The organism is Kitasatospora fiedleri (assembly GCF_948472415.1).
GTDB lineage: Bacteria > Actinomycetota > Actinomycetes > Streptomycetales > Streptomycetaceae > Kitasatospora > Kitasatospora fiedleri.
In genome coordinates this window covers 6,533,201-6,557,629 of record NZ_OX419519.1, presented here as the reverse complement: position 1 = coordinate 6,557,629, position 24,429 = coordinate 6,533,201, and the positions used below count along the sequence as shown (strand labels likewise).

Annotated in this window: 20 protein-coding genes and 2 pseudogenes; 9 read left to right on the top strand and 13 right to left on the bottom strand. The window is 75.4% G+C overall.

All coding sequences use genetic code 11. The annotated features are described in order from the left end of the window. The first annotated feature begins 4 nt into the window (after nt 1-4). On the top strand, nt 5-3,043 hold the full coding sequence (locus QMQ26_RS29595) for an AAA family ATPase (RefSeq protein ID WP_282203358.1): 3,039 nt from the start codon (nt 5-7) through the stop codon (nt 3,041-3,043). A gap of 287 nt (nt 3,044-3,330) precedes the next feature. Here the strand turns inward: QMQ26_RS29595 and QMQ26_RS29590 are convergent, their stop codons facing one another. The 6 genes from QMQ26_RS29590 to QMQ26_RS29565 form a co-directional block, all read right to left on the bottom strand. Further along, nucleotides 3,331-4,173 carry an alpha/beta fold hydrolase gene (locus tag QMQ26_RS29590; protein ID WP_282203357.1) on the bottom strand — a complete coding sequence of 281 codons (843 nt, stop codon included), beginning with the start codon at nt 4,171-4,173 and terminating at the stop codon, nt 3,331-3,333. A gap of 1 nt (nt 4,174) precedes the next feature. After that, complete coding sequence (locus tag QMQ26_RS29585) at nt 4,175-4,453, bottom strand: hypothetical protein (RefSeq protein ID WP_282206710.1); 279 nt, start codon at nt 4,451-4,453, stop codon at nt 4,175-4,177. Nucleotides 4,454-4,529: 76 nt separating this feature from the next. Continuing rightward, nucleotides 4,530-4,952: a secondary thiamine-phosphate synthase enzyme YjbQ gene (locus tag QMQ26_RS29580; protein WP_282203356.1), complete on the bottom strand. Its 423-nt coding sequence runs from the start codon at nt 4,950-4,952 to the stop codon at nt 4,530-4,532. Between the two features lie 251 nt (nt 4,953-5,203). After that, entirely contained in the window at nt 5,204-5,479 is a 276-nt protein-coding gene (locus QMQ26_RS29575) for a hypothetical protein (RefSeq protein WP_100839567.1), read from the bottom strand. A gap of 288 nt (nt 5,480-5,767) precedes the next feature. Next, nucleotides 5,768-5,992, bottom strand: a complete 225-nt coding sequence (locus QMQ26_RS29570) for a hypothetical protein (RefSeq protein WP_282203355.1) — start codon at nt 5,990-5,992, stop codon at nt 5,768-5,770. After that, nucleotides 5,965-6,669, bottom strand: a complete 705-nt coding sequence (locus tag QMQ26_RS29565; RefSeq protein WP_282203354.1) for a hypothetical protein — start codon at nt 6,667-6,669, stop codon at nt 5,965-5,967. Before QMQ26_RS29565 ends, QMQ26_RS29570 begins: the two co-directional genes overlap by 28 nt. Nucleotides 6,670-7,269: 600 nt before the next feature. Between QMQ26_RS29565 and QMQ26_RS29560 the strand changes: the two genes are divergently transcribed. From QMQ26_RS29560 to QMQ26_RS29540, 4 genes and pseudogenes are all read left to right on the top strand, one after another. Beyond that, on the top strand, nt 7,270-8,313 hold the full coding sequence (locus tag QMQ26_RS29560; RefSeq protein ID WP_282203353.1) for a glycosyltransferase family 2 protein: 1,044 nt from the start codon (nt 7,270-7,272) through the stop codon (nt 8,311-8,313). Then, nucleotides 8,298-9,448, top strand: a pseudogene (locus QMQ26_RS29555) (CDP-glycerol glycerophosphotransferase family protein). Before QMQ26_RS29560 ends, QMQ26_RS29555 begins: the two are co-directional and overlap by 16 nt. Before the next feature lie 277 nt (nt 9,449-9,725). Beyond that, nucleotides 9,726-10,397: a lysophospholipid acyltransferase family protein gene (locus QMQ26_RS29545; RefSeq protein WP_100839569.1), complete on the top strand. Its 672-nt coding sequence runs from the start codon at nt 9,726-9,728 to the stop codon at nt 10,395-10,397. Nucleotides 10,398-10,538: 141 nt separating this feature from the next. Continuing rightward, nucleotides 10,539-11,201 (top strand): NADPH-dependent F420 reductase, encoded by a 663-nt coding sequence (locus tag QMQ26_RS29540; protein WP_100839570.1) that lies wholly within the window; start codon nt 10,539-10,541, stop codon nt 11,199-11,201. A gap of 105 nt (nt 11,202-11,306) precedes the next feature. On the opposite strand, the gene QMQ26_RS29535 is transcribed toward QMQ26_RS29540, so the two are convergent. Then, the gene (locus QMQ26_RS29535; RefSeq protein ID WP_282203351.1) at nt 11,307-13,109 is read right to left on the bottom strand and encodes an ABC transporter ATP-binding protein; all 1,803 of its coding nucleotides are present in this window, start codon (nt 13,107-13,109) and stop codon (nt 11,307-11,309) included. Nucleotides 13,110-13,382: 273 nt separating this feature from the next. Between QMQ26_RS29535 and QMQ26_RS38440 the strand changes: the two are divergent. Then, nucleotides 13,383-13,955 (top strand): annotated as a pseudogene (locus QMQ26_RS38440) (NUDIX domain-containing protein); the annotation flags it as partial. 270 nt (nt 13,956-14,225) lie between these two features. Here QMQ26_RS38440 and QMQ26_RS29530 read toward each other — a convergent pair. Further along, the gene (locus QMQ26_RS29530) at nt 14,226-15,002 is read right to left on the bottom strand and encodes an SDR family NAD(P)-dependent oxidoreductase (RefSeq protein ID WP_111556056.1); all 777 of its coding nucleotides are present in this window, start codon (nt 15,000-15,002) and stop codon (nt 14,226-14,228) included. A gap of 436 nt (nt 15,003-15,438) precedes the next feature. After that, the gene (locus QMQ26_RS29525; RefSeq protein ID WP_282203350.1) at nt 15,439-15,876 is read right to left on the bottom strand and encodes a hypothetical protein; all 438 of its coding nucleotides are present in this window, start codon (nt 15,874-15,876) and stop codon (nt 15,439-15,441) included. Between the two features lie 258 nt (nt 15,877-16,134). Between QMQ26_RS29525 and QMQ26_RS29520 the strand changes: the two genes are divergently transcribed. Beyond that, nucleotides 16,135-18,213 carry a discoidin domain-containing protein gene (locus QMQ26_RS29520; RefSeq protein WP_282203349.1) on the top strand — a complete coding sequence of 693 codons (2,079 nt, stop codon included), beginning with the start codon at nt 16,135-16,137 and terminating at the stop codon, nt 18,211-18,213. A 119-nt stretch (nt 18,214-18,332) separates the two neighbouring features. Here QMQ26_RS29520 and QMQ26_RS29515 read toward each other — a convergent pair whose 3' ends face one another. Genes QMQ26_RS29515 through QMQ26_RS29505 form a run of 3 tightly spaced genes read right to left on the bottom strand, consistent with a single transcriptional unit; the run spans nt 18,333 to nt 21,816 of the window. Continuing rightward, nucleotides 18,333-19,241 (bottom strand): SDR family oxidoreductase, encoded by a 909-nt coding sequence (locus tag QMQ26_RS29515; protein ID WP_282203348.1) that lies wholly within the window; start codon nt 19,239-19,241, stop codon nt 18,333-18,335. Continuing rightward, nucleotides 19,238-20,257, bottom strand: a complete 1,020-nt coding sequence (locus tag QMQ26_RS29510) for an alpha/beta fold hydrolase (RefSeq protein WP_282203347.1) — start codon at nt 20,255-20,257, stop codon at nt 19,238-19,240. Before QMQ26_RS29510 ends, QMQ26_RS29515 begins: the two co-directional genes overlap by 4 nt. Further along, nucleotides 20,254-21,816, bottom strand: a complete 1,563-nt coding sequence (locus QMQ26_RS29505) for a flavin-containing monooxygenase (protein WP_282203346.1) — start codon at nt 21,814-21,816, stop codon at nt 20,254-20,256. The genes QMQ26_RS29510 and QMQ26_RS29505 overlap by 4 nt, the downstream gene beginning before the upstream one ends. A gap of 206 nt (nt 21,817-22,022) precedes the next feature. On the opposite strand from QMQ26_RS29505, the gene QMQ26_RS29500 reads away from it, so the two are divergent. Both QMQ26_RS29500 and QMQ26_RS29495 read left to right on the top strand, forming a co-directional pair. Further along, nucleotides 22,023-22,772 (top strand): MerR family transcriptional regulator, encoded by a 750-nt coding sequence (locus QMQ26_RS29500; protein ID WP_318552079.1) that lies wholly within the window; start codon nt 22,023-22,025, stop codon nt 22,770-22,772. A gap of 103 nt (nt 22,773-22,875) precedes the next feature. After that, nucleotides 22,876-23,676 (top strand): inositol monophosphatase family protein, encoded by an 801-nt coding sequence (locus QMQ26_RS29495; RefSeq protein WP_282203344.1) that lies wholly within the window; start codon nt 22,876-22,878, stop codon nt 23,674-23,676. Between the two features lie 47 nt (nt 23,677-23,723). Here QMQ26_RS29495 and QMQ26_RS29490 read toward each other — a convergent pair whose 3' ends face one another. After that, nucleotides 23,724-24,401, bottom strand: a complete 678-nt coding sequence (locus tag QMQ26_RS29490) for an NUDIX domain-containing protein (protein WP_282203343.1) — start codon at nt 24,399-24,401, stop codon at nt 23,724-23,726. Nucleotides 24,402-24,429 lie beyond the last annotated feature (28 nt).

Here is a 24,429-nt window from a genome sequence, read left to right as displayed (position 1 = left end):
CCCGATGAGGCTGCACCGGCTCACCGTCACCGCCTTCGGCCCGTTCGCGGGCACCGAGCGGATCGACTTCGACCTGCTCTCCGCCGCCGGCCTGTTCCTGCTGCGCGGCGCCACCGGCGCGGGCAAGAGCAGCGTGCTGGACGCGGTCTGCTACGCGCTGTACGGCGAACTGCCCGGCACCCGCCGGAGCAACGGGGTGCGCAGCGACCACGCCGCACCGGGCGTGCGCACCGAGGTGGTGCTGGAGGCGACGCTCGGCGGGCGGCGGCTGGAGATCACCCGCAGCCCCGAGCAGTGGCGGCCCAAGAAGCGCGGCACCGGCCTGACCCCGGAGAAGGCGCAGACCCTGCTGCGCGAGTGGGCCGCCGACGCCGGGACGGGCCGGCCGGGCTGGGTGGCGGTCAGCCGCTCGCACCAGGAGGCCGGCGAGGAGCTGACCCGGCTGCTGGGCATGAGCCGGGAGCAGTTCTGCCAGGTCGTGCTGCTCCCGCAGGGCGACTTCGCCCGCTTCCTGCGGGCCGACTCCAAGCAGCGCGCCGACCTGCTGGGCCGGCTCTTCGACACCGGCCGGTTCGAGCAACTGGAGCGCTGGACGGCCGAGTTGCGGCTGCGCCACGAACGCGAGGTGCAGGGCGGGCGGCAGCGGCTGCACGCCCTGGCCGCCCGCGTCGAGGAGGCCGCCGGGCCGCTGGCCGGGCCCGGCTGGGACACCGCCGCGCACCGCCCCGGCGAGGACGCCCCGGTCGGCGAGGTGCTGGCCTGGGCGGCGATGCTCCGCGTCACCGCCGCCGAGCGGGCCGAGTCCGCCGCGCTGCGGCTGACCGCCGCCGAGGCCGGACGGGCCGCGGCCCGCACCCGGCTGGAGCGGCAGAACGCCCTGGCCGAACGGCAGTCGCGGCACCGGCTGGCCCAGCGGGAACGCCTGCGGCTCACCGACCTGGCCGCCCGCTCGGCCCCCGAACGGGCCCGGCTGGAGGCCGCGCTGGCCGCCGAGGCCCCGGCCCCGCTGCGCGCCCCGCACCGCGCCGCGCTGGCCGGGCTGGAGCGCGCCGAGGCCGAGGAGGCCGCCCGCCGCGCCGAGCTGGCCGCCCGCGCCTCCGCCGCCGGCTGGTCCGGCCCGCTCGGCACCGTCGACGAACTGCGCGCCGCCGAAGGGGTGCTGCGCGCCGAGGTGGGCCGGCTGGAGGCCGCCGGGGCCGACGAGGCCCGCTACCGCGCGCTGCTCGCCGAGCGCGCCGAGCTGACCCGCCGACGGGACGGCGCGGACGACCTCGCGGCCGACTCCCGCCGCTGGCTGGACGACTTCGAGAACCGGCACGAACGCCTCCAGCAGGACCGCGAGGCGGCCCGCGAGGCCCGCGCCGGGCTCGACCAGCTCGACGCCCGGCACCAGGAGCTGACCGAGCAGCGGAAGTCCGCCGACCGGCACCTGCGGCTGCTGGCGGACCGCACCGGGGCCGAGGACCGGGTCCGCGCCCTGACCGACGCCGCCCAGGCCGCCCGGCAGCGCACCCTGGACCTCCAGGAACGCCGACTCACCGGTATGGCCGCCGAGTTGGCCGCCGCCCTGGCCCCCGGCGCCCCCTGCCGGGTCTGCGGCTCCCCCGCGCACCCGGCCCCCGCCGAGCCCTCCGCCGACCAGGTCACCGCCGGGGACGAGCGCCGCGCCCGCGCCGCCCAGCACGCCGCCGAGGACGAACTCGCCGCCGCCGCCCGCCACCTGAGCGCCCTGACCGCGGCGGCCGCCGCCGCCGAGGCCGCCGCCGGCGGCCACACCGTGGACGAACTCACCGCCGGCATCCACGCGTTGACCAGCCGCCGCAACGCGCTCCTGCACGCGGCGGAACGCTGGCTGCCGCTCGGCCAGCAGCTCGAACGGCTGGAGCGGGACGGCGCGGCCCACCGCGAACAGCTCCGCCAGGCCGGCGAGCAGAGCGCCCGCCTGACCGGCCAGCTCGGCGCGCTGGCCGCCGAACTCGCCACCCTGGAGGAACGGCTCGCCACCGTCCGCGGCGACGCCCCGTCGGTGGCCGTCCGCACCGCCGCCGTCACCGCGCTGTCCACCGCCACCACCGCCCTGCTGGACGCCACCCGGGCCACCGCCGCCGCCCGCGCCCACCGCGACGAGAGCACCGAGGCGCTGCGCCGCGCCGCCCGCGCCGCGGGCTTCGCCGACCTGGCCGCGCTGGACGCCGCCGTCCTGCCCCCGTACGAACTCGACGTGCTGCGCGGGAAGTTCAAGCAGCTCGACGCCGACCTCGAACTCGCCGCGGCCCAGCTCGCCGACCCCGCCCTGCGGGCCGCCGCCGAACTCCCGCCCGCTGACGCCGAACCCGCCCGGGCCGCCGCCGCCCGCGCCGACGAACTCCTCGCCCGCGCGCACTCCGCCCACGACCAGGCCCGCCGCCGGGTCGCCGACCTGGCCCGGATCGGCCGCGAACTGGCCGCGCTGGCCACCGAACTCGCCCCCGTCCTGGACGCCCACGCCAGGATCAGCCGGCTCTCCGCCCTGCTGGCCGGCGCCCCCGCCGAGAACGCCCTGCGGATGCGCCTGGAGTCCTACGTGCTGGCCGCCCGGCTGGAGCAGGTCGCCGCCGCCGCCAGCCGGCGCCTGCTCCGGATGTCCGGCGGCCGCTACACCCTGGTCCACAGCGACGGCCTGGTCTCCGGCAACCGCCGCTCCGGCCTCTCCCTGCACGTGGTCGACGCCTGGACCGGCCGCGAGCGCGACACCGCCACCCTCTCCGGCGGCGAGTCCTTCTTCGCCTCCCTCGCCCTCGCCCTGGGCCTCGCCGACGTCGTCACCGACGAGGCCGGCGGCATGCCCCTGGACACCCTCTTCATCGACGAGGGCTTCGGCACCCTCGACGAGAACGCCCTCGAAGAGGTGATGGACGTCCTCGACTCCCTGCGCGAACGCGACCGCGCCGTCGGCATCGTCAGCCACGTCGCCGACCTCCGCACCCGCATCCCCGCCCAGCTCCTGGTCCGCAAGCACCGCACCGGCTCCACCGTCCACCACACCACCCGCGAGGACGCCTGACCCCCGCCCGGACACCGCGCCTGCGGCAGCCCGCCGGTGCCGGGTGCCGCCGTCGCCCCGGCTCAGGCCGAAGCGGGTGCGCTCGATCACGAACACGGCGGCTCCGGCACGCCCGAGGCCGTCCCGGCCCTCTTCCACGGTCAGCCGCAGGCGGGTGGCGAGCGGTTCGAGGGGCACCCGCGGGCCGGATCACCCGGCAGGTACCGGGCGCGTGCTCCAGCAGGCTCCGCTGGAAGGCCGGATCGCGCTTGCCGCCCCGGTGGGCGCGCGCCTCCTCCCGGTCCGGTTCAGGCCCCGGCACCTCGATCGTTCCCGTTCCGCCGCTCTCCTTCCGCCAGGAAGCCGGCCGCCAGCCGGTCCCAACTCCGTACCTCGGCGAGGGTGTCCGCGACGTGCAGGCGGGCGTTCGGGAGGTGGGCGGCGAGGGTGCGGGCGGTGGTGAGGGGGTGGAGCGGGTCGGTGTCCCAGGCGAGCAGGAGGGTGGGGTGGGGGAGGCCGCGCAGGGTCTCGGGGGTGGGGAGGTCGGAGGCGGCGGCGGCGCGCAGGGCGGCCGGGAGGAGGGGTTCGGCGAGGTCGAACTCGGTGGTGTACTGCGGGGCTCGGGCGAGGACGGCGGGCGGGCCGGAGAGTTTCGCGGCGGCGTCCAGCGCGCCCCGGCCGCGCCGTTCGACCAGGGTCGCGGCGGCCCGCAGCCCGCTGCGCCGGGGCTCCCGGGCCGCCCAGGCGACGGCGGGGACGGCCAGCACCAGGCGGTCGAAGCGCTCGGGGCGGGCGAGCGCGGCCCACAGCACGGTGGCCGTGCCCATCGAGGCGCCGAAGCCGGTGACGGGCGCGTCGGGCGAGAGGTGGTCGCAGAGCGCCAGCAGGTCGTCCGCGAGCACGGGGTAGTGGTAGTCGGCGGGGACGGCCCGGCCGGTGGATTCGCCGTGGCCGCGCGCGTCGTACCGGGCCAGCCGGTGCGTCGCGGTGACGGCCGTCCAGTCGAACAGCCCGGCGCGCCGTTCGTGCGCCCGGCTGGAGAGCGCCCCGTGCGCGTGCACGGCGAGCGGGCCGCGGCGGGGGCCGGTGGTGGAGTAGGCGAGGGTGGCGTGCGGGCGCGCCAGCCGCCCCGCGTCGGAGGCCGGCGTCACGTCAGCCGGAGCAGGCGGCGCGCTGGGCCTGCTGCCAGGTGCAGACGGGGCACAGCGGGCTGCCGGACGCGTCGGCCGGGTACTCGGTCGGCTCGCCGCACAGCACGCACGCGGCCCGCTCCCCCGCGCCGCCCGGGCGCAGTCCGCGCAGCGCCTGCCCGGGGTCGGCGGACACCTCGCAGACCCGGTCCTCCGGCTGCTGCGACGGTTGCGGCGAGGGCTGCGGCGACGGCTGCGGCGAGGGCGACGGCTGCTGCCGGTCCGCTGCGGGTTCTCCCATGCGTCCAAGGGTACGGCCCCGCCCGGCCGGGCCCCCGCCCCACCCGGCGGGCCCGGACGTCGGGAGCGGGCGGGGGTCAGCCGAGGAAGGAGAGCCGGAGCTTGCGCTGCGGGTTGTCGCGGTTGGTGTCGATCAGGACGACGGACTGCCAGGTGCCCAGCGCCATCCGGCCGCCGATCACGGGCAGCGTGGCGTGCGGGGCGACCAGGCCGGGCAGGACGTGGTCGCGGCCGTGGCCCGGGCTGCCGTGCCGGTGCTCCCAGCGGTCGTCCGGGGGGAGCAGGTCGCGCAGCACGGCGAGCAGGTCGTCGTCGCTGCCGGAACCGGTCTCGATCACGGCGATGCCCGCGGTGGCGTGCGGGACGAAGACGTTGAGCAGTCCGTCGCGGCCGTCCGCGACTTCTCTGAGGAAGGCGTGGCAGCGGTCGGTGACGTCGAGGGCGACCTCGTCCCGGCCGGTGGCGACGTCGAGGGTCTGGGTGTGGAAGGTGTCGGACATGGGGCCATCCTGGCCGATCTTGGTACGGACCTCGTAGGGGCACCGGCCGAACGCCACCCGACCGCCAGGGGCCCGCCAGGGCGCGCCAGTGCACCGCCACCGCGCGCCAGGCCGGACCGGCCACCGGACCGGCCACCGGGCCGGATCGCGCCCGGGGACGCCGAAGGCCCGACGGACTCCCCGTCCGTCGGGTCGTGGCAGCGGGCGGCCCGTCGACCGGTCCGGGCGCTCGCGCGTCCGGACCGCCGGGGTCAGCCCCGGCTGCCGAAGAGGCTCCGCTTGAGGCGGCGCAGCGGGGCCATCAGGGAGACCCGGGCGCTGCGGCGCGGCGAGGCGGCGGCCGCGGGGGCGCTGGGCCCGCGCGGCGTCAGTTCCCTTATCAGGCCGAGCGCTTCCGCCGTGTCCACCACCGGGAGCGCGGGCGCGCCGAGGACGGACAGGTGTCGGTCGATCCGGCGGCCGGTCGTGCCGACACCGCACTGGATCGCGGGCACCCGGGGCCGCGGCCGCACTTGCATCTGTTCCATCTGTTTCCCACCCCTACGAGGCGCCAGGGCCGTGAGGCGAAGACTATCCGGCTACGACGGCCTTCACACAACCGTCCTGGTGTTCCGCCACCGTACCGTGCGAACGGAACTGACGCTTCACCAGGGGGCGGTGGTCTCGGTCACGACTGCGCATCGGTTGATGGTGCACCATCCAAGCCCTGACCGGGCGTCAGGCGCTGCGGCGGCCCGGGGCGTTGTCGGGGCGTGCCGGGGCGCACCGGCGGCGGCGGGTGCGCCGGGCGCGCGGACGGCCGCTCCGGCCCCGGGTCAGCGTAGTTCGGCCTCCTCGACCTCCCCGAACGCCTCCTGCTCGCGCCGCGGTCCGGCGCCGGGCGGCGGGTCGATCAGGGCGGAGACGCCGTAGCCGCACAGGCCGAGGCCGAGCAGCGCGGTGAGCACCAGCACGGCGATCCAGCCGCCGGGCTGGTGCCAGGAGACCCGGGCGCCGTAGCGGGCCAGGCCGATCAGCCCGAGCAGTCCGGTGAGCACCATGGCGGCCATCCCGCCGCGGACCCGGCGCAGGTCGCACTCGCGGGAGGCCGCCGCCAGGCCGGCGCCGAAGGCGAGGGTCCAGGCGCCGAGGGCGCGCACGTCGATCGGGCGGGCGGTCCAGGGCCAGTGCGCGGCGAGCTGGTCGGGGCGCAGCACCAGGACGAGGCCGAGCAGGGCGAGCAGGGCGCCCGCGCCGGCCATCGGGACGGCCACCCACCAGGGCAGCCGGGGGTGCGGGCGGGGGCCGGGCCGGGGGTGCGCAGCTGGGCGACGAGGGCGGCCAGGCCGACCGGCGGGGCGGCGAGGTGGACGGCGAGCCAGCCCCGGGCGGCGAGGAAGCCGAGCAGCGGGCCGCCGTCCGGGTGGAGGTCGCGGCGGCCGGCCAGGGTGGTGGCGAGCATCAGCAGCATCAGCAGGCAGCCGGCGGCGGTGGCCACCCGGACCTCGGCCCAGCAGCGGGCCCGGACGGCGAGGGCCAGCATGGCGGCGGCGCCGCCATGGGCGGAGCCGAGCAGGACGGCGGTGACGGGCGACGTCGTCCAGGCGAACAGGTCGCCGGTGGCGTCGGCGGCGGGCCACAGGACCAGGAAGGCCCAGCCGGCCGCGAGGGCGAGCGGACCGAGCAGGAGGGCCTTGAGGAGCGGGCTGACCGGTCGTACGGGCGGTGTGACGGCCATCCTCGGTGTACCCCCCACTTGTGAGACGTGGCGTCAATATAGGAGCGGCCCGCGGGCCGGGCAATGCTCCGCACACGGCATCCCCGTGCGCAGGACATCCTGTGTTCAGAAATTGAACACATACGAGGGATTGACGTGGCCGAAACCTCCAAGCAATATCTGTATCGACACGGGATAGCGGGGAACACCCACCCATCCCCGGTCGGGTGATTTCGAGTATGAACGAATCACCCGACCATCCCGTGATGCTTCCGACACCACGGTGAGTCACTGTCAGGCCGTCTCGACGCTGCGGCGGCCCGGCTCCCCTGTGGTGGACGGACCGGCGGTCGACCGTTGAGGGTCGGTCGGATCGCCAACCGGGCTGCCGGTGCCGCCGCTGGTACGGCGCGGCACCGGCGGTCGCGTTTCCCCGCCGTCCGCGACACCCCGGTCACCCCGACCACCTGCGCCCGGGGTGCCGCGGCCCGGCGCGGAGCGCCACCGGCCCGGGCCCGCCGCCACCCCGCTCCCAGGGAGCGCCCAGTCCCGCTCGGTAGAGTGTCCGTACCGGGCGACCCGCCGGCAGCCACCCTCCTTCCCTTCGCGGAGTGAACGCACGTGCCACCTCTGCTCAGCATCGTCCTGCCCGTTCACGGCGTGGAACGCTTCCTGCCGCAGTGCCTGGACTCGCTCCGGGCCGACGGCGCCGCCCCCGGCGAGGTCGAGCTGATCGCGGTGGACGACCGCTCCCCCGACGGCTGCGGCGCGCTGCTCGACGCGCACGCCGCCGGCGACCCGCGGATGCGGGTGCTGCACCTGACCGAGAACCGGGGCCTGGGCGGCGCCCGCACCGCCGGCCTGGCCGAGGCCACCGGCACCTACGTCTGGTTCGTCGACAGCGACGACTGGCTGCCCGAGGGCAGCATCGACGCCGTCCTCGGCGAACTGCGCGCCGAGACGGCCCGCGAGCTGCCCGCCGACGTGCTGCTCACCGACTTCACCCACGTCTACCCCGACGGCGGCCGGGAGCCGAACCCCTGGCGCAAGGTGCTGGCCGGCTCCCCGCTGGTCTCCGGCTGCACCGCCGCCGAGCACCCGGCGCTGTTCAACGCGGTGCTCGCGGTGTGGAACAAGGTGATGCGCCGGGAGTACCTGCTCGGCCTGGACGTGCACTTCGGCCGCGGCCACTACGAGGACATCTCGGTCACCTACCCGCTGCTGCTCGCCGCCGACCGGCTGCTCTACCTCGACCGCCCCTGCTACAACTACCGGCGCGGGCGCCCCGGCGCGATCACCGCCACCGCCTCCCCGAAGCACGCCGACGCCTTCGCCCAGTACGACGCGATCTTCGCCTTCCTGGACCGGAACGAGCGCGCGGACGCCCTGCGCACCCTGGTCTTCGACCGCACCGTCAAGCAGGCGCTCACCGTCTACGACACCCCGGCCTGGTGCCCGCCGAGCTGCGCGCCGAGTTCTTCGCCCGGATCACCGGCCACTTCGCCAGGCACCGCCCGGCTGGCTACCGCTACCCGGCCGGCGTGCGCGGCGTCCAGTACCGGCTGGCCGCCCGCGGCTCCCGGCGCGCCTACGCCGAGCTGCGCCGCGGCGGCCGGCTGCCCGGCGCGGTCAAGCGCGGCACCCGGTCGGTGGCGCCCGGGGTGAAGAAGGTGGTCCGCAGCGGGGCCCGGTTCACCGCGTACAACGCGTTCAAGCGGCTGCCGATCGACGAGAACCTGGCGGTGTACGCGGCGTACTGGCACCGCGGGTACGCCTGCAACCCGGCGGCGATCTACGCCAAGGCCAGGGAGCTGGCCCCGCAGGTGCACGGGGTGTGGGTGGTGGAGAACGCCGAGCGGGCCGCCACGCTGCCCGCCGGGGTGCCGTACGTGATCGTCAACACCCCCGCGTACCTGAAGGCGATGGCCACCGCCAAGTACTTCGTCAACAACGTGAACTTCCCGCACACCATGACCAAGCGGACCGGCACCGTGCACGTGCAGACCCAGCACGGCACGCCGCTGAAGGCGATGGGCATGGACCTGGTGGACCGGCCGCTGGCGGCGGACGGGATGGACTTCGACCGGCTGCGCGAGGTGGTCGGGCGCTGGGACTACCTGGTCTCGCCCAACCCGCACACCAGCAGGCACTTCGCCCGCGCCTTCCCCGGCACCTACCAGATCCTGGACACCGGCTACCCGCGCAACGACCGGCTCGCCCTGGCCACCCCCGAGCAGTGCGTCGACGCCCGCCGCGCGCTGGGCATCGCCGACGGGCAGCGCACCGTGCTGTACGCGCCGACCCACCGCGAGTCCCGCGGCGGCTACCTGCCGCTGCTCGACCTGCCCGCGCTGGCCGAACGGCTCGGCCCCGGCTGGACGGTGCTGGTGCGCACCCACTACTTCCACGACGGCGGCGCGGGCGACCTGGCCACCGGCCCCGGCGCGGCGACCCTGCTGGACGCCTCCGACCACCCCTCGGTGGAGGACCTCTACCTGGCCGCGGACGTCCTGGTCACCGACTACTCCTCGATGATGTTCGACTACGCGGTGCTGGACCGGCCGATCGCCGTGTACGCCCCGACTGGGAGGAGTACCAGGAGGTCCGCGGCGTCTACTTCGACCTGATGAAGGAACCGCCCGGCGCGGTCACCACTGACCAGGAGGCGCTCACCGAGGCGCTGCTGGCCGGCGACCCGGAGCCGGAGGCCCGGCGGCGCTTCCGCGAGCGGTTCTGCCCCTGGGACGACGGCCGGGCCGCCGAGCGGGTGGTCAGCCGGATCTTCCCGCTCCGGTCCTGACCGCCCGCCCCGCACCTCGCCGTCCCGCGGTCCCGCCGTCTCATTATTCGGGACGGCGGGTGACCGACAGGCGGTCGTGACGAGGATCGCAGCGCCACCGCCGCACGGAATGTGGACGGACCTCGGGGTGCATGTCGTAGTCTGCGGTCCGTTACCCAGTGGTTCGGTACCCGCGCGGTTCGGCCCTGTTCCGAGCCGCGCGCCTCGCCCCGCGGCGAGACCCCGGCCGGGGACGTCCCCCGGCCGTACCGTTTGTCCGGCCAGGGAGGGCCACACCGTGATCGACCTCGTCACCAAGCTCGTGCTCAAGCCGCTCGCCAAGGCCCTCTACCGGCCGACGATCGAGGGCCTGGAGAACGTGCCGCGCAAGGGCGGGGTGATCCTGGCGAGCAACCACCTGTCGTTCGTGGACAGCGTGGTGATCCCGCTGGCCGCGCCGCGCCAGGTGTTCTTCCTGGCCAAGGCCGAGTACTTCACCGGCAAGGGCGTCAAGGGCGCGGTCTCCCGGTTCTTCTTCACCCACGTGATCAACGCCGTCCCGGTGGAGCGCGGCAGCGTCCGGGCCGCCACCGCCTCGCTGGACGAGGGCCTGGAGATCCTGAACTCCGGCCGGGCCTTCGGCATCTACCCGGAGGGCACCCGCTCGCTGGACGGCCGCCTGTACCGCGGCAAGACCGGCGTGGCCTGGCTGGCGCTGACCGCCGGCGTCCCGGTGGTGCCGGTGGCCCTGGAGGGCCCGCAGCACATCCTGCCGGTCGGCAAGCGCATCCCCCGGCTGCGGAAGATCAGCGTCACGTTCGGCGAGCCGCTGCACTTCGACGAGCTGCACGGCCAGGCCCGCTCGGCCAAGGCCCGCCGCCAGGTCACCGACGAGGTGATGGCCGCCATCCAGGCGCTCTCCGGGCAGGAGCCCGCCGCGCAGTACAACGAGTCGCCGAAGGCCGCCTGACCCTCCGTCAGTACGACTTCTCCGGGCCGGGAACATCCGGCCGGGTCCGCCGGTTCGGCATCCACGTGGGCGCGCCCAGCCGTCCACGAACCGAACCGAACCGGACCGCGGCACCGGCCCGAGAAGCACGGAGCACACCCCATGAAGATCGGCATCATCGGAGCGGGCAACATCGGCGGCAACCTGACCCGCCGCCTCACCGCCCTCGGCCACCAGGTGGCGGTGGCCAACTCGCGCGGCCCCGAGACCCTGGCCGACCTGGCGGCCGAGACCGGCGCGACGCCCGTCCCGGCCGGCGAGGCGGCGGCCGGCGCGGAGCTGGTCGTGGTCACCGTCCCGCTGAAGAACGTCCCCGCCCTGCCGGACGACCTGCTGGCCGGCGCGGCCGACGGCTTCGTCCTGCTCGACACCAACAACTACTACCCGCGCGAGCGGGACGGCCGGATCGCCGCCATCGAGGACGAGGGACTGACCGAGAGCCGCTGGGTGGAGCGGCAGCTCGGCCACCCCGTGGTCAAGGCGTTCAACGGCACCTACGCCCAGGACATCCTGGACGCGCCCCGCCCGGCCGGCGACCCCGAGCGGATCGCCCTCCCGGTGGCCGGCGACGACCCGGCCGCCAAGCAGGTGGTGCGCGAGCTGATCGACGCCCTCGGCTTCGACACGGTCGACGCCGGCGGCATCGACGACTCCTGGCGCCAGCAGCCCGAAACGCCGGTCTACGGCCTGCGCGCGGGCGTCGAGGCCGTCACCGAGGCCCTGGCCGCCGCCTCCCCGGAGCGCCCGGCCAACTTCCGCGGCTGACCGACCGGCCGCGACCGGCCACTGACCGGCCCGGGGTGCGCGCGCCCCGGGCCGGTGCGCGTCGGGCGGCCGGCGGTCCCGGCCGCGTGCGGCGGCCCGGCGGCGTCAGGCGGCCGGCACGGGCAGCGCCTCCCGGTTGAGCAGGGCGGCGTAGCGGCCGTCGCGGGCCAGCAGTTCGTCGTGGGTGCCGAGTTCGGCGATCTCGCCGTGGTCGAGGACGGCGATCTGCCCGGCGTCGCGGACGGTGGAGAGCCGGTGCGCGATGGTGAGGGTGGTGCGGCCGGCGGCGAGCGCGTCCAGGGCCTGCTGGACGGCGTGCTCGGTCTGGTTGTCGAGGGCGCTGGTGGCCTCGTCCAGGATCAGGATCGGCGGGTTGCGCAGCACCGTGCGGGCGATCGCCAGGCGCTGCTTCTCGCCGCCGGAGAAGCGGTAGCCGCGTTCGCCGACCATGGTGTCGTAGCCGTCGGGGAGGGCGGCGATCATGTCGTGGATCTGGGCGGCCCGGGCGGCCTGGACCAGTTCGTCGTCGGTGGCCTCCGGTTTGGCGAAGCGCAGGTTGTCGGCGACCGAGGCGTGGAACAGGTAGGTCTCCTGGGAGACCACGCCGACCGCCCGGGCCAGCGTCTCGAAGGACAGCTCGCGCACGTCCACCCCGTCGATCAGGACCCGGCCGCCGGTGGCGTCGTACAGCCGCGGCACCAGGTAGGAGAGGGTGGACTTGCCCGAGCCGGTCTCGCCGACCACCGCGAGCGAGCCGCCGGCCGGGACGGTCAGGTCGATGCCGGTCAGGGTGGGGCGGTCCTGGTCGGGGCGGTAATGGAACTCGACGTCCTCGAAGCGGACGTCGCCGCGGACGCGCTCCAGGCGGACGGGGTGCTCCGGCTCGTCGATGTCCACCGGCAGGTCGAGGTACTCGAAGATCCGCTGGAACAGGGCGAGCGAGGTCTGCACGTCCACGCCGGTGGAGAGCAGGCCGATGGTCGGCCGGAACAGGCCCTGCTGGAGCGAGACGAAGGCGACCAGGGTGCCCAGCGAGACGATCGGCGCCCCGGCGGCGGAGGCCAGGCCGGCCGCCCAGTAGATCAGCGCGGGCATCGCGGCCATCACGATCCCGATGGTGGACATCCGCCACCGCCCGGCCATGCTGGAGCGCACCTCCAGCTCGGCGAGCTCGTCCGAGCGCTCGGCGAACTCGCGGGTCAGCGAGCCGGAGCGGCCCATCGTGCGGCCGAGCAGGATGCCGCTGACCGACAGCGACTCCTGGACGGCGGAGGACAGTTCGGCGAGCTGGCGCTGCCGCTCGCCGGTGATCTTCTTGCGCTCCCGGCCGACCCGGCGGCTGATCCAGACGAACACCGGGAGCAGCAGCAGCGAGACGATCGTCAGCCGCCAGTCGAGCGCGACCATCGCGACCACGCTGGCGACCACCGCGGTCAGGTTCGACACCAGGGAGGTGGCGGTGCCGGTGACGGTGGCCTGCATGCCGCCGATGTCGTTGGCGATCCGGGACTGCACCTCGCCGGTGCGGGTGCGGGTGAAGAACGCCAGCGACATCCGCTGGAGGTGCCGGTAGACGGAGGTGCGCAGGTCGTGCATGACGCGCTGGCCGACGGTGGTGGAGATCAGCGTCTGGAGCACGTTCAGCACGCTGGTGACCACCGAGGCGGCGATCATCCCGAGCGCGAGCAGACTGAGCAGGCCGGTCCGCCCCTGCGGTATCGCGGTGTCCAGCACCGCCCGCAACAGGAACGGCGTCACCACCGACACCACGGCGGAGGCCGCCACCAGCAGCCCCACCACGCCCAGCCGCCCGGCGTAGGGCCGGAACAGCCGCAGGATGCGCCGCACCTCGGCGGGCTGCTTCGACTGCCCTTCGGGCGGTGTCCAGTCGATCCGGTTCGGTCGCACGGGGCCTCCTGGGGGTCGGCGGGCGGGACGGGACGAGTTTAACGAGCCTTGCTCATCATTAGCAAACCTAAACTTCTCGGCATTCCCGACGACGGTCCCGGGGGCGGCCGACGGGGGGGGCGGCGGGGCCTGGGGAACGACGAGTCCGGAGACAGCGGAGCCCGGAGCGACGGACCCAGGGGCAGCCTGCGAAAGGACGGCGGAGCCGGGGACGGTCAGCGCGGGGACGGCACCTGGAACGGCGGGCCGGAGCGACAGGCCCGAGGGCAGCCGGTGCGGAGACGGCGGGGCCGGGAGGCGGCGGGGCCTGGAGGCGGCGGACCCGGGGAGCAGCCGACCCGAGGGTTGCGGACGCGGAGGGCGCTGCCCTCTAATCCCCGGTCGGCCGGTGTGGACAATCCTCCCCGAGGGGCGTCCGTGCCCGCCGCGCGGGCGGTCCGGGCGCCACCGGCGCGCACCGAGGGGGCGACGCGCTATGACGCAGCAGGGGTTTCCGGAGGTCCCGGAGGACCGGCACCCGCGACGCCGGGCGGGCTGCCTGGGCTGGGCCTGGTCCGGGCCGGGCACGGGCGGGTGCTGTTCGTCCGGACCGGGTACGGCAAGGGCCTGATCCTGCCGGGCGGGGCGGCCCACCCGGGCGAGTGGTTCGACGCGGCGGCCCGCCGGGAGGGGTGGGAGGAGACCGGCCTGCACCTCCTGGAGCCGGGGGCCCTGCCGGCCGTCGACCAGGTGCCCGCGGACCCCGCCTCCGGCGCCGCGGAGGGCGTCGACTCCGTCTTCGACGCGGGCGTCCTCACCCCCGAGCGGGCGGCGGCGCTCCGGGTGCCCGCGGCCGTGGCGGGCGAGGTCGCCGGGTACGAGTGGGTCCACCCCGACGACTTCGACACCCGCCCCGGCCTCGCCCCGTACGCCGCCCGCCGGGTCCGCCGGGCGCTCGCCGCCCGGCACGCGGGGCGGGGACTGCCGCTGCTGCACCACGGCGAACCCGGCACGGACGGCGGAGCCGGAACCGGGCCCGCAGGGGACGACGACGGCTACGGCTCGCCGTGGTCACACATCCCGCCGCACCGGAGAACGCGCCGCAGCCACCCGGCGACAACCCTCCCCCGCCCCCCGTCAGGGCTTCTTGCCGTAGTCGCGTCCCGCCGTGTTGGAGATCTTGCCGAGGCCGCCGGGCGGCAGGAGGCGGGCGGCGGTGACGGCGGCCTTGTAGCGCTTGCTGGGGACGCAGAGCGGGCGGTTGCGGGCGAGGTCGCGCAGGGAGGCGTCGACGACGCGGTCGGCGGTGAGCCAGCCCCAGGCGGGGATGGAGGAGGTGCCCATGCCGGCCCGTTGGTGGAATTCGGTGCGGGTGAAGCCGGGGCAGAGGGCCTGGAGGCGGACGCCGCTGCCGGCCAGGTCGCGGGCGATGCCGAGGGTGAAGTTGACGACCCAGGCCTTGGTCGCGCCGTAGGTGCCGCGGGGCAGGAACGCGGCCACCGAGGCGACGTTGACGACCGCGCCGAAGCCGCGTTCGCGCATGCCGGGGACGGCGGCCGTGGTGAGCCGCAGCACCGCCTCGATGTGGACCTTCAGCATGTCGAGTTCGTCCTGCACGGGGACGTCCAGGTAGGTGCCGCGGTGGCCGAAGCCGGCGTTGTTGACCAGCAGGTCGACGGGGCGGGAGGCGTCGCGCAGCCGGTCCTCGACGGCTTCGATGCCGGCCTCGGTGGCGAGGTCGGCGGAGAGCGTCTCGACCTGGACGCCGTGGCGGGCGGTGAGTTCGGCGGCGGTGGCGGCGAGGCGGTCGCCGTCGCGGGCGACCAGCACCAGGTCGCGGCCGTCGCGGGCCAGGCGGTTGGCGTAGGCGGCGCCGATGCCGGCGGTGGCGCCGGTGATGAGAGCGGTGGTCATGACCCGACCGTACCGGGCGGTAGCCGGTGGCCGCATCGACCGACCGGGCCACCGGCCCCTCGGCCCTTCGGGCGACCCGCGGGACGTCGGCGGCGCGCCCCGCACCGGCGTTCGTCCGATCACCCTACGGTTTCGGGCAGCGCCGCAGTCCCACGTGGCGCCCTTCCCTCCCAGGAGAACTGATGTCCGTTCGGCTCCTCGCCCGCTCCATAGAAGTCGTACCGCCGGTCCGTCCCCGCCGCCGAGCGCGGCACTGACGGACCGGCACCGCCTTCGCACCTCCGGGCCCGCCCCTCCCCACGGGGCCGGGCCCGACGCGCGTCCGGGGCCGGTCGGCGGGCGCCGCTGCCCGCACGGCGGTGGCCGGAGCCGCCTCGGGTGGCCGGGGCCGCCCCGGGCGGCTGCGGCTCGCCTCTCCGCGAGGGCGGGCTCCGGCTCAGTTCCGCTTGCGGCCGGCGATCTCGTCGGAGAGCCGCTGCACGTGGGCGGGGTCCGCGTCCCGGGCGAGGGCGACGTAGTGGTCCATGACGGCCGGCCGGTAGCGCACGGGCAGCGTCTGTCCCGGGGCGAGTCGGGTGAGCTCGGTGATCGTGAGGTCCTCGTCCGCGATGCCGCGGAACGAGGTGCCGTCGGCGGTGTCCACGTCGAGCATCAGGACCACGCGCGGGTTGCTGTTGACCTCCCGCCAGTCGACGAGAACGCCGAGCGCGAGCACCCCCGTCCGCAGTTCCGCCGTGCGCTTCCGTGCGTCCCGGCTCAGCAGCGGGTTCGGGGCGATGCCCGGGAAGTCGGGCCCGACGCCGAGCGATTCCCGGCTCAGGTCGGGTCGGAGCTGCGCCATCAGGTCGTCGAGCTTCTTCCTCGAACCGAACATCCCGACCCTCCCTCGTGCCGGTGCCGGAATCCCGACCCGGCGCTCCGCCTTCCGTCCGATGGTAGGGCGCGGCCGTTCCCGGCCTCCGTTCGCCGGTGGCATCAGGTGCCCGCGCGAGCTCCGGGCCCCGTTCCGGAGCGATCGGTGAATCCGGCCGGACGGCTTGACGGCCCGTCAGGCGCTCGGGATTCTCGGGGGACCGCACCCGGGCGGGGGCTCCGCTCCCCCGCCGCCGCCTCCCCGAGCCGAGAGGTGTCCATGACCGGGAACCGGAACCACCGCGCCAGGAACGTCCTCGCCCGCCTGCTGCCGCCGCTGCTGCTCGCCGCCGCCCTCGTCACCGGCGCCGCGCCCGGCCCCGCCTCCGGAGCCGCCGGGGCCGCCGCCGGCGGGTGGTGGGACCCCACCGCCAGACCCGTCCCGGACTCGCGGATCGACGTGACCGGCGAACCGTTCCGCGGCACCGGCCCCGACGGCGCCGTCCGCGGGTTCGTCGACGCGCACAACCACCTGATGTCCGCCGAGGGCTTCGGCGGCCGGGTGATCTGCGGCTCCGCGTTCTCCGAGCAGGGCGTCGCGGACGCGTTGAAGGACTGCCCCGAGCACTACCCGGACGGTTCGCTCGCCCTGTTCGAGAACGTCACCGGCGGCGCGGACGGCCACCACGACCCGGTGGGCTGGCCGACCTTCGCCGACTGGCCCGCCCACGACTCGCTCAGCCACCAGCAGGACTACTACGCCTGGGTGGAGCGGGCCTGGCGCGGCGGCGAGCGCGTGCTGGTCGACGACCTGGTGACCAACGGGCTGCTCTGCTCGATCTACCCGTACAAGGACCGCCCGTGCGACGAGATGGCGGCGATCCGCACCGAGGCGCAGAAGTCGTACCGGCTCCAGGACTACGTCGACCGGATGTACGGCGGTCCCGGCAAGGGCTGGTTCCGCATCGTCACCGACTCCGAGCAGGCCCGCCGGGTCGTCGCGCAGGGCAAGCTGGCCGTGGTGCTCGGGGTGGAGACCTCGGAGCCGTTCGGCTGCAAGCAGGTCCTGGACGTGCCGCAGTGCGACCGGGCGGCGATCGACCGCGGCCTGGACGAGCTGTACGCGCTGGGCGTGCGCAGCATGTTCCTGTGCCACAAGTTCGACAACGCGCTGTGCGGGGTGCGCTTCGACGAGGGCACCACCGGGGTGGCCGTCAACGCCGGGCAGTTCCTGTCCACCGGCACCTTCTGGGCCACCGAGCAGTGCACCGGCCCACAGCGCGACAACCCGATCGGCCTGCCCACCGCGCAGGCGAACGCGCTGCTGCCGGCCGGGGTGAGCGTGCCCGCCTACGCGGCCGCCGCGCAGTGCAACACCCGCGGCCTGACCGCGCTGGGCGCGTACGCGATCGACGGCATGGTGAAGCGCCACATGATGCTGGAGGTCGACCACATGAGCGTCAAGGCGGCCCGCAGCGCCTTCGAGCTCCTGGAGTCCAGGGGCTACCCGGGGGTGGTCTCCAGCCACAGCTGGATGGACCTCGACTGGACCGAACGCCTGTACCGGCTGGGCGGGTTCGCCGCCCAGTACCCGCATGACGCGACCGCCTTCGTCACCGAGGCGAACCGGACGAAGGCGCTGCGCGAGCGGTACGGGGTCGGCTACGGCTACGGCAGCGACCTGAACGGCGTCGGCGGCTGGCCCGGCCCGGTCGGCCCGGACGCGCCCGACGCCGTGGTGTACCCGTTCCGTTCGGCCGACGGCGGCTCGCTGCTGGACCGCCAGGTGACCGGCGAGCGGACCTGGGACGTCAACACGGACGGCCTGGCGCACGCCGGGCTGCTGCCGGACTGGATCGAGCAGATCCGGCTCTCCGGCGGGCAGGGCGTGGTGGACGACCTGATGAAGGGCGCCGAGTCCTACCTGGACACCTGGCGGGCCACCGAACGGCACACCGCTGGAAGGGAGTTGGCCACCGGCGCGGCGGCCTCGGCCAGTTCTGCGGAGTGGAGCCCGTTCACCTCCTACCGGCCCGAGCGCGCCGTGGACGGCGACCGCGCCACCCGCTGGGCCAGCGACTGGAGCGACGACCAGTGGCTGCGCCTCGACCTGGGCGCCGTCCGCACCGTCGACCGGGTCACCCTGGACTGGGAGCGGGCGTACGCACGGTCCTACCGGATCGAGCTCTCCACCGACGGCACCAGCTGGCACACCGCCTGGTCGACCGCGGCGGGCGACGGCGGCCTGGACACCGCGGCCTTCGCCCCGACGGCGGCCCGCTACGTCCGCTTCCACGGGACGGCCCGGGCGACCCCGTGGGGGTACTCGGTCAACGAGGTCTCGGTGCACGGCACCTGACGGTGCGTCAGCACGCGGGAACGGGCGGACGGTCGGCTCCCCTCCGGGCCGACCGTCCGCCCGTCCTCATCCCCCGGTCCTCATCCCCCGGTCCTCACCGGCCGGTTCTCACCGGCCGGTCACTCCGCCCCGGCCGCCCGGCTCGTCCGGCTCGTCCGGGCCTCCTGGTCGGCCTGCCCGCCCGCGCCGACGGGGGCCAGCCGGGTGGCGGCGGTGGCCTTCAGCTCGGGGGCGAGGCGGGCGACGTCGCGGGAGCCGACGGCGGCGATCAGGCCGGGCAGGAAACCGCGGATCGGCTGCATGCCGCGCAGCCACGCCTGGGCGTAGACGTGGGCGGAGCGGCGGGCCAGGCCGGCCACCAGGCGGTCGACGGCGGGGCCGATCGGGTAGGTCTTGTTGGCGGGCCAGGGCAGCTTGGCCCGCATCTGGCGCAGCACGGCGTCCTGGTCGGCGCCGCGCACCATGTCGGTGTCGGTCCAACTCAGGTAGCCGACGCCGACCTTGACGCCCTGGTGGGCGACCTCGGCGCGCAGCGCGTGGGCGAAGGACTCGACGCCCGACTTGGAGGCGCAGTACGCGGACATCAGCGGGGCGGGGGTGAGCGCGGCGAGCGAGGCGATCTGCAGCAGGTAGCCGCGGCTCTCGGCGAGCGCGGGCAGGAAGGCCCGGGCGGTGGCGACGGAGCCGAACAGGTTGACCTCGACCACCCGGGTCCAGGCCCGGTGGTCGCTGTCCTGCATCGGTCCGCCGAGCGCGATGCCGGCGTTGGCGACCACGGCGTCGATCCGCCCGTAGCGGTCCTTGATCCGGTTCGCGGTCTCGGTGAGGGCGTCCAGGTCGGTGACGTCGGCCTCCCAGGCGGAGGCGTGCGGGCCGCACTGGGCGGCGACCGCCTTGAGTTCGGCGGGCTCCAGGCCGACCAGCGCGACCTTGGCGCCGCGTTCGGACAGCTTGCGGGCCATCAGCGCGCCGAGGCCGCGGGCGGCTCCGGTGATGACGACGACCTGCGAGGACAGCGGCGGGGTCATGCGGTCTCCTCCAGCGGTTCTGCGGTCAGCGGTGCTGCGGTCGGTGCTTCCGCGGTCGGCGGCTCCGCGACCGGCGGTTCCTCGGTGGGCGGTGCTGCGACCGGCGGCTCCGCGGCGACCAGGGCGGCGACGCGGCGGATCTCGGCGGCGACCTCGGCGGGCCGCTCCAGCGGGCTCATGTGCCCGGTGCCGGGCAGTTCGAGCAGGCCGCGCGGGTCGGCGAGGGCGGCGGCGATCCGGCGGGCGTGGACCGGCGGGGTGAGCCGGTCGTGGCTGCCGGCGATGACGGCGGTGGGGGCGGTGAGCTTCGCCAGCCCCTCCTGCACGTCGAGGGTGTCGAGCACGGTCGCCCAGTGGAAGCGGACCCTGGCCGGGCAGGCGTGCACCACCTGCGCGCAGGCCTCGACCCGGTCGGCGGGGGTGGCGGGCCCCATGGTGGCGTACTTGAGGGCGGCCCGGGTCAGGCCGGTGACGGGGCCGAGCGGGAGCCGGGAGCGCAGGATCTGCCGGTGCAGGAAGCGGCGCAGCGCCCTGGCCCGGACGGCGGGCGGCAGCACGGTCAGTTCGGCGATCAGCGCGCCCGGGCCGGTGTTGACCAGCACGTTGGCGGCGGTGCGGGCGGCGACGGCGGGGCGGTCGCCGGCGGCCATGATGGTCATGCCGCCCATGCTGTGCCCGACGACCACGGCGCGCCGCCCGTCGGGGACGGTGGCGGTGAGCACCGCTTCGAGGTCCTCGGCGAGCTTGCCGGTGGCGTACCCGGCGGGGCCGGCCGGGGCGGGGCTGCGGCCGTGTCCGCGCTGGTCGTAGGCGACCACCCGGAAGTCGGCGGCGAGCCGGTTGACGACCGGCGCCCAGAACGCGGTGGAGCAGGTCCAGCCGTGGGCGAGCACGACCAGCGGCGCGCCGGCGGGCCCGTACTCCTCGACGTTGAGCTCGGCGCCGTCGGCGGAGCGGACGGTGCGCACGGCCGCCGGGTCGGGCAGCACGCAGTCGGCGGGGATGCGGCGGCTCATGCGGACACCGCCTCGGCCTCGGGCGCGGCCTGCGGGGCGGTGCGCTTGACGAGTTCGTACTCGGCGAGGTCGACGTGCCGGGTGGCGCGGCGGAAGGCGCTGGTGGAGGCGGGCCACAGCACGGTGTTCTTGCCGCCCTCGTCGAGGTACCAGCTGCGGCAGCCGCCGGTGGTCCACACGGTGCGGCCCATCTTGTGCTGGAGTTCCAGGTTCCACCGGCGCTGGGCGCGTTCGGTGGGCTGCATGGCGGTGGCGCCGACCGAGTCGAGGGTGGTGAGGGCGTCGATCAGGTAGTTCAGCTGGGACTCGATCATCAGGATCATCGAGTTGTTGCCGAGCCCGGTGTTCGGGCCGATCAGGAAGAACAGGTTGGGGAAGCCGCGCACGGTGGAGCCGCGCAGCGCCTCCATGCCGTCCTTCCAGGCTTCGGCGAGCGCGGTGCCGCCGGTGCCGAAGACCCGTTCGGCGATCGGCAGGTCGGTGACGTGGAAGCCGGTGCCGAACACGATCGCGTCGACCTCGTGCTCGCTGCCGTCCGCGCCGACCAGGGTGGAGCCGCGCAGTTCGCGCAGGCCGCCGCGGACCACCTCGGTGTTGGGGGCGGCGAGCGCCGGGTAGTAGGTGTTGCTGAGCAGGATGCGCTTGCAGCCGATCCGGTAGTCGGGGGTGAGGGTGGCGCGCAGGGCCGGGTCGGCGACGGCCTTGCGCAGGTGCCGCAGGGCGACCTGCTGGACGAGCTTGAGCAGCTGCGGGCGGCGGACGAACGCATCGACCTGGAGCTCGCGCATCGCGAACAGCCCGGCGCGGCGCAGCAGTCCGGTCGGCGGGAGCTTGGCGTGCAGCCACTTCTCCAGGCCGCTGACCTCGCGGTCGGCGCGCGGCAGGACCCAGGCGGGGGTGCGCTGGAAGACCGTCAGGCGACCGACGGCGGGCTGGATGGCGGGGATGATCTGGGCGGCGGAGGCGCCGGTGCCGACCACGGCGACGCGCTGGCCGGCGAGGTCGTAGTCGTGGTCCCAGCGGGAGGAGTGGAAGACCTTGCCGGGGAAGGTGTCCAGGCCGGGCAGGTCGGGGATCTGCGGGTCGGCGAGCGGTCCGGCCGCGGAGACCACGGCGTCGGCGGTCCAGTTCCCGACGGCGGTGGTGACCTGCCAGCGGGTGTGCTCCTCGTCCCAGCGCAGTTCGGTGACCTCGGCGCCGAAGCGCAGGTGCGGGCGGAGTCCGAAGGTGTCGGCGACCCGCTCCAGGTAGGCGCGGATGTCGGGCTGGCCGGAGAAGACCCGGGGCCACTCGGGGTTGGGCGCGAACGAGAACGAGTACAGGTGCGAGGGGACGTCGCAGGCACAGCCCGGGTAGGAGTTGTCGCGCCAGGTGCCGCCGACGGAGTCCGCGCGCTCCAGGATGACGAAGTCGGTGATGCCGGCCCGGCGCAGCCGGACGCCGGCGCCGAGGCCGCCGAAGCCGGAGCCGATGACGGCGACCCGGACGTGCGGCGCGGGCCCGGTGCCGTCCGGGCGGTCGGGCGCGGGTGCGGTGGGCTTCTTGCTGCGGGGTGCCATGGGCGGGCCTCCTGGCGAGGGTGGGGGTGCGGGTGGCCGGCGGTGCTGCGGGCGGGTCCCGGGGGTGGTGCGCGTGCTTCGGGTGGGCCCGCCGACGCTGCCAGTAATCACTGGCGCGTTTGGCAGAGTAGCCCTTGTTGACACCGAGTGGAATAGCGCGGGACGCGACTGTTTCCGCGCCGTCCGACGGCCCTATGCTGACCGGCGTGGCGGAGACCGAACAGGACCACGAGCGCCCCCGCGCCTACCGCGTCGCCGAACTGGCCGAGGCGGCCGGCGTCAGCGTGCGCACCGTCCGCTTCTACCGCGAGCGCCGCCTGCTCCAGCCGCCCCGCAAGGAGGGCCGGATCGCCTGGTACGGCGCGGAGCACCTGGCCCGGCTGCGCCTGATCGCCGAACTCCTCGACCGCGGACACGCCCTGGGCGGCATCGCCGAACTGATCGGCGCCGGCGAGGACGGCCGGGACGTCGCCGAACTGATCGGGCTCCAGGCCGCGCTGGTCGCCCCCTGGTCCGACGAGACGCCCGTCCACCTCGACTGGGACGAGCTGCGCGCCGCGTTCGGCGACCAGCTCACCGAGGCGAACACCGCCGAGTCCATCGCCCAGGGCTACATCACCGTCCACCCCGACGGCATCACCCACGTCAGCCGGCGCCTGATGGACGCCACCGTCGCCCTGGTCGACGAGGGCGTGCCGCTGGCCGCCGTCCTGGACGTCAGCCGCCGGGCCAGCGAGTACGCGGACGCGATGGCCGACATCTTCGTCGCCCTGATCCGCGACCGGCTGCTCGGCGCGCTCACCCGGGTCCAGGACCTCACCCCCGCCGAGGCGGCCCGGCTCACCGAGCAGATCCAGCGCGTCCGCCCGCTCGCCCGGGCCGTCAACGACGCCCAGTTCGCGCTCGCCATGGACCGCCGGGTGCGCGCCGAGTACGACTGCCTCACCGAGGACTGAACCGCCCCCGGCCGCCGACGCCCGCCCCACCCGCCACCTGCGCACCGTCCGTACCGCCCCGGCGTGGGAGAGTGGGGTCGGTGAAGGGAGCACGGGCGTGTTGATGGAGAAGGTCACCGAGATCCTCGTCGAGGCATCGGCGGAGGCGGTCGAACCGAGGTTCCGGGCGCTGAACGACGGCGAGGTGATGGAGAAGGCCCCCGGCGAGATCGTCACCGTCGCCGACCGGGAGGCCGAACGGATCATCGCCCGCCGCCTGCGCGAACTGCTCCCCGTCCCGGTCGTCGGCGAGGAGGCCGTCGCCGCCGACCCCGACCTGGCCCGCGCCCTGTCCACCGAGCCCGCCGCCTGGCTGGTCGACCCGGTCGACGGCACCCGCAACTTCGTCGCCGGACGGCCCGCGTACGCGGTGATGGCCTCCCTGGTCCGCCAGGGCGAGACGGTCGCCTCCTGGATCTGGCAGCCCTGCACCCGCACCGCGTACACCGCCGAACTCGGCTCCGGCGCCTGGTGCGACGGCCGACGGCTCACCCTCCCCAAGGCCACCACCGCCCCCGAGAAGTGGACCGGCATCCTCAAGACCCGCTACTTCGCCCCGCCCACCGGCCACCGCCTGCTCGCCAACACGCTCGCCCTCGGCCCCCTCGACCCCGGCCGCGGCGCCGCCGGCATCGAGTACCCCCTGATCGCCACCGGCGCCCACGACTTCGTCCTCTACTGGCGCACCCTCCCTTGGGACCACGCCCCCGGCTCCCTCCTCGTCACCGAAGCCGGCGGCCGCAGCGCCCGCTTCGACGGCACCCCCTACCGCCCCGAACCCCCCGGCGGCACCAACGGCCTCCTCGTCGCCACCGACCCGGACCAGTGGGAGACCCTCCGCGAGATCCTCCTGAAAGGGCTGTGACCGAAAGGGCTGTGACCGAACGCACCACCGCGCGGGTGGGACGGCCCCTACGCCCTTCGCGCCGACCCGCGCCCCCGCCGGTCCCCGACCCCCACCGGCGAAGTCACCCCGACCGGTCCGCCGATGGACGGCAGCGGCAGCCGGTGACCGGCCGCGCGGGCGGCGAGGGCGGCCCGGACATCGACGGCGGTCTCGGGACGCAACTCGTGGTCGAAGTCCCCCGGAGGCACCCACGCGACCCGGTCGACCCTCTCCCACACCGCCTCCGGAACGGATTCCGCGAAGACTTCCGCCGAGGTCGCCGTACCGCCGTCACAGCAGAAGTGCACGCTCCCGGGCTCCGCCCCGACCCGGGCGGCTCCGAGGGAGTACGTCGGCGCGCGGCACAACCCGGTCGACTCCAGCAGCCCCCGCGCCGCCGCGCCCCCAACAGACTCCCCCGGCCTCACCTCCGCACCGGGCAGCACCAGGTACTCCGCACCGACGGGCCGCACCAGCAACACCCCGTCATATCCGCCGGTCACCAGCACCGAGCAACCGACGCGCGGACCGATCCGACCGCGCGCCGCGCTGTCGACCTCTCGCGTCCGTTCCGACGCGCCATCAGGGACGGGGCCCGTAGCGACGACGGCCGCCGGGCCGACATTCGCGGCCAGCGGATCACGGCTGACCACCTGTGTGCCCGCCTGCCACTGCCGGCGGATCGGGTCGTGCGAATGGACCATGGATGCTCCCCGAGCTGTGCGAACTGTT

Coding starts and splice junctions, on each gene's coding strand:
- QMQ26_RS29565 (WP_282203354.1), bottom strand. CDS start 6,669: ATGGCCGTCACACCGCCCGTACGACCGGTCAGCCCGCTCCTCAAGGCC.
- QMQ26_RS29595 (WP_282203358.1), top strand. CDS start 5: ATGAGGCTGCACCGGCTCACCGTCACCGCCTTCGGCCCGTTCGCGGGC.
- QMQ26_RS29495 (WP_282203344.1), top strand. CDS start 22,876: ATGGAGAAGGTCACCGAGATCCTCGTCGAGGCATCGGCGGAGGCGGTC.
- QMQ26_RS29510 (WP_282203347.1), bottom strand. CDS start 20,257: ATGAGCCGCCGCATCCCCGCCGACTGCGTGCTGCCCGACCCGGCGGCC.
- QMQ26_RS29530 (WP_111556056.1), bottom strand. CDS start 15,002: ATGACCACCGCTCTCATCACCGGCGCCACCGCCGGCATCGGCGCCGCC.
- QMQ26_RS29585 (WP_282206710.1), bottom strand. CDS start 4,453: ATGGGAGAACCCGCAGCGGACCGGCAGCAGCCGTCGCCCTCGCCGCAG.
- QMQ26_RS29520 (WP_282203349.1), top strand. CDS start 16,135: ATGACCGGGAACCGGAACCACCGCGCCAGGAACGTCCTCGCCCGCCTG.
- QMQ26_RS29490 (WP_282203343.1), bottom strand. CDS start 24,401: ATGGTCCATTCGCACGACCCGATCCGCCGGCAGTGGCAGGCGGGCACA.
- QMQ26_RS29580 (WP_282203356.1), bottom strand. CDS start 4,952: ATGTCCGACACCTTCCACACCCAGACCCTCGACGTCGCCACCGGCCGG.
- QMQ26_RS29505 (WP_282203346.1), bottom strand. CDS start 21,816: ATGGCACCCCGCAGCAAGAAGCCCACCGCACCCGCGCCCGACCGCCCG.
- QMQ26_RS29570 (WP_282203355.1), bottom strand. CDS start 5,992: ATGGTGCTCACCGGACTGCTCGGGCTGATCGGCCTGGCCCGCTACGGC.
- QMQ26_RS29540 (WP_100839570.1), top strand. CDS start 10,539: ATGAAGATCGGCATCATCGGAGCGGGCAACATCGGCGGCAACCTGACC.
- QMQ26_RS29525 (WP_282203350.1), bottom strand. CDS start 15,876: ATGTTCGGTTCGAGGAAGAAGCTCGACGACCTGATGGCGCAGCTCCGA.
- QMQ26_RS29575 (WP_100839567.1), bottom strand. CDS start 5,479: ATGGAACAGATGCAAGTGCGGCCGCGGCCCCGGGTGCCCGCGATCCAG.
- QMQ26_RS29515 (WP_282203348.1), bottom strand. CDS start 19,241: ATGACCCCGCCGCTGTCCTCGCAGGTCGTCGTCATCACCGGAGCCGCC.